The organism is Amycolatopsis sp. NPDC058986 (assembly GCF_042741125.1).
GTDB lineage: Bacteria > Actinomycetota > Actinomycetes > Mycobacteriales > Pseudonocardiaceae > Amycolatopsis.
On record NZ_JBHYJW010000097.1, the window covers coordinates 8,385 to 11,404 of the forward strand.

2 protein-coding genes are annotated in these 3,020 nt (G+C 68.0%); both read right to left on the minus strand.

The window, feature by feature from the left end:
* Positions 1-360: 360 nt before the first annotated feature.
* Complete coding sequence (locus ACFW0G_RS43310) at positions 361-2,520, minus strand: DNA translocase FtsK (protein WP_378331394.1); 2,160 nt, start codon at positions 2,518-2,520, stop codon at positions 361-363.
* A 71-nt stretch (positions 2,521-2,591) separates the two neighbouring features.
* Complete coding sequence (locus tag ACFW0G_RS43315) at positions 2,592-2,921, minus strand: hypothetical protein (RefSeq protein ID WP_378331395.1); 330 nt, start codon at positions 2,919-2,921, stop codon at positions 2,592-2,594.
* Between the last annotated feature and the right edge of the window lie 99 nt (positions 2,922-3,020).

The following is a 3,020-nucleotide window of genomic DNA, read 5'->3' on the forward strand; positions in this document are numbered from 1 at the left end:
GCGGAACCCGGCGGCGTGGGCCAGCTCGTGCGCGGCGGCCACGAGGCGGTCGGGATCGATGGTGTCCTCGGTCATGTCACGTCCCCTCTCTTGGGTGTGGTTGGGGTGCTCCGGCGGTGGTGGTCTTGGGTGGCGGCGCCACCGCCGGAGCAAGCCATTTTCGTTACTTTGTGTAACTGTCAGGTGGGGTGTCAGGCGCGGGGTTTCGGAGGTGTCAGCGGGTGTCAGATCGGGTGTCAGACGGTGTCTGACAGGGGTCTCGCGCCTACGCGTTGGGGGTGATCTTGGGGCCGCTGACACTCGTCAGGTGTCAGGTGTCAGCGGCACCCGTGGCGGTCACGCTGTGTGCTGTGTGGCGGTTCAGGCGGCGGCGTCGTCGGCGGGCGGGAACTCGTAACGGCCTTCGACGTCGGTTTCGATGAGCAGGCCCTGCTCCGCCATGCGAGCCATTTGCGGCGAAACCCAGGAGCGAGAGCGGACCTGCTTGAAGAAGGCGTCGGGGATGTCCTTCGGGCCGACCACGGTGAGGCCGCGGGCGCGCAGCTCGCGCAGGACGTCGATGAGCAGTTCGGCCGCGCGGGCGGTGCTGACCTTCTGGCGGGGGAACTGGAACGTGTCGGCCGGGTCGGCGGGGGGCAACTCGGTGTCGGGGTCGACGTCGTCGCCGAGCCCAGGCTCGGGGTTGGTGGGCAGCATGGAGTCCTCGTCCGGGTTGGTCGAGTCGGCGGGGACGCCGCTGGCCTCTGCGAGGGCGGCGGCGAGGTCTTCGGGGGTGTAGAGCACGTCGCGGGCCTGCGAGCCGTTCGCGGGGCCGACGATGCCGCGGCGTTCCAGCGCGTCCATCAGTCGGCCGGCGGCGGCGAACCCGATGCGCAGCTTGCGCTGCAGCATCGACGTGGATCCGAACTGCGACGTCACGAGCAGCTCCGTGGCCAGGAGCAGCACGTCGGTGTCGAACTCCTCGTCGTCGACATCCGGGGCGTCTCCGGCGTTCTGAGGGGCCGTTTCGGCGGTGTCGGTGGCCTGCGCGCCGAACTGGGCGCGGAAGGCCTCGATGTAGGCGACCATCTCGTCGTCGCCGCCGTCGTAGGTGCGGGCGGGCCGGGTGAACCGGTCCTCGTCGATGCCGGGGACTTCGAGGTAGTTGTAGCCGGGGCGCTTTGCCTGCCACTGGCCAGGATTCGCACCCTGGTCGACGGTCTCCTCGGACAAGCAAAACCGCGCGTCGCTTTCGGTCTTGACGCCGAAGCACCACGATCCGCCCAGCTGGGCGCGGGTGTCGGTGGGCATGTTGACCGCGGTCGCGCGCTGCAGGCTGATGACAATCGAGATGCCCGCGGACCGCGCGGTCTGCGCGATGTCGATCATCTCTTCCGAATCACGGATCAGCTGGGCGGCCTCTTCGATCCACACGACGAGGTATGGCATACCGCACCCGGGAACCCACTGGTCCAAGCCCTGCGCGCCGAGCTTGTCGGTCCGTTCGCGGATCTTGGCCTTGAGGTCGGTGATCATCTTTTCGCCCGCGTGCTTGGTCAGCGCGGTGCGGTGGATGTACTTCTCGAACTTGCCGACGGTCTGCTTGCCCTTGGACGGGTCGGCCACCCACAGTTCGGCGTCGACGCGGGTCAGGACCTCGGTCCAGGCGCGTTTCGCCGCGTGCGACTTCCCGGCGCCGGACATGCCCATGACCAGGATGTGCAGCGCGTTGCGCCCGGCGGCCGGGTCGCCGGGGAACCAGAACCTCAGCGGTTCGCCGTCTTCGTAGATGCCGGTGACGATCGGGTCCATGATCGAGCCGCCGAAGGAGCTGGGGCCGGGCCATGGCGTCTTCGTCTTGAGCATGTCGACGGGGACAACGGTGAGGGTGGCGCGGTCGGCGTGCTCGGGATCCGGGGCAACCCGGACAGCGTTGGCGGGCACCGACAGGCCGCTGGCGATCCTGCCCTTGGCCTGGGTGACGTCGTCGGCGGTCAGCTCGCCGGACGGGAGCTGCAGCGGGATTTCGACTTTGTTCGGGCCGACCTCCAATTCGCCCCGCACCTTGGTTCCGGCGAGTTTGACCGCTTTGAAGAACTGGTTTTCGTTCTTGTCTCCCTTTTCACCATTGTTGGTTTTCAGGATGCGGCGGACATTCCAGGAGAGCGCGAGCGCGGGGGCGCCCATGAGCCACATGTCCAGCAGCGGGTGCTGGCCGGGGCCGACGATGGTGGCCGCGGTCAGCCAGGCCGATCCGCCGACGACGCTGGTCAGCGCGTGGGCGCGCTTGCCGGGGTCCATCCGCATCTTGGCGACCAGGCCGGTAAGGCCCGCGCTGACGAGGGTCAGTCCACAGGTGGCCCAGGGCAGCGCGGCCGGGTCGGTGCCCCACACGGCGTGGGTGAGCGCACCGACCGGCCACAGCGCCAGGGAGGAGGCCCACGCGGGCAGGAACGGGATGATCCGCTCCCGGAGCCCGCGAGTGTCGTTCTGGAACATGTTCGGCGACATGGCGGCGTTCCCGCGGTTCATGAGTGCCATTTCTCGGTTTCTCCTTTCGGGGGTGGTGCGCGGGAACCCGCGACCGCAATTTCTGGCCGTTTTTCGGGGGGTTAGCCCTTGAGGTCGAAGTGTTTCTTCGAGCGCGCGGGGGTGTTGTTCAGGAAATGGCGCTCGAAACTGAGGTAGCAGCGAACGAGGCCGACACAGGCGGCGTCGACACCTTCGGCGGCGTGGCGGAGGTGGTTGGCGACGATGCGCGCCTTGACCTTGGCGTCGACCATGCCCATGCCGGGCACTTCCTTGAGCACGGCGCGCAGTTCCTCAGCCGAGATCCGCAGTTCGTTGGACAGCGGGCGGATCAGCGTGCGGCCGTTCTGGCAGTACTTGTGGAGCTGGCTCGTGCTCTCGAAGGTCGGCTCTCCGAGCGTCCAGGACGTCATGGGTTCTCCTTGGGTTCGGTTCTTCGGGTTCGGGGTTCTGCTCAGTAGCCGTGGCGGATGCGGGAGTTGAGCGTTTCGCTGGCGCGGTCGCGGTCGCGT

Bases quoted from the DNA above. Each gene is read 5' to 3' on its own strand.
- ACFW0G_RS43315 (WP_378331395.1), bottom strand. From the start codon at position 2,921: ATGACGTCCTGGACGCTCGGAGAGCCGACCTTCGAGAGCACGAGCCAG.
- ACFW0G_RS43310 (WP_378331394.1), bottom strand. From the start codon at position 2,520: ATGGCACTCATGAACCGCGGGAACGCCGCCATGTCGCCGAACATGTTC.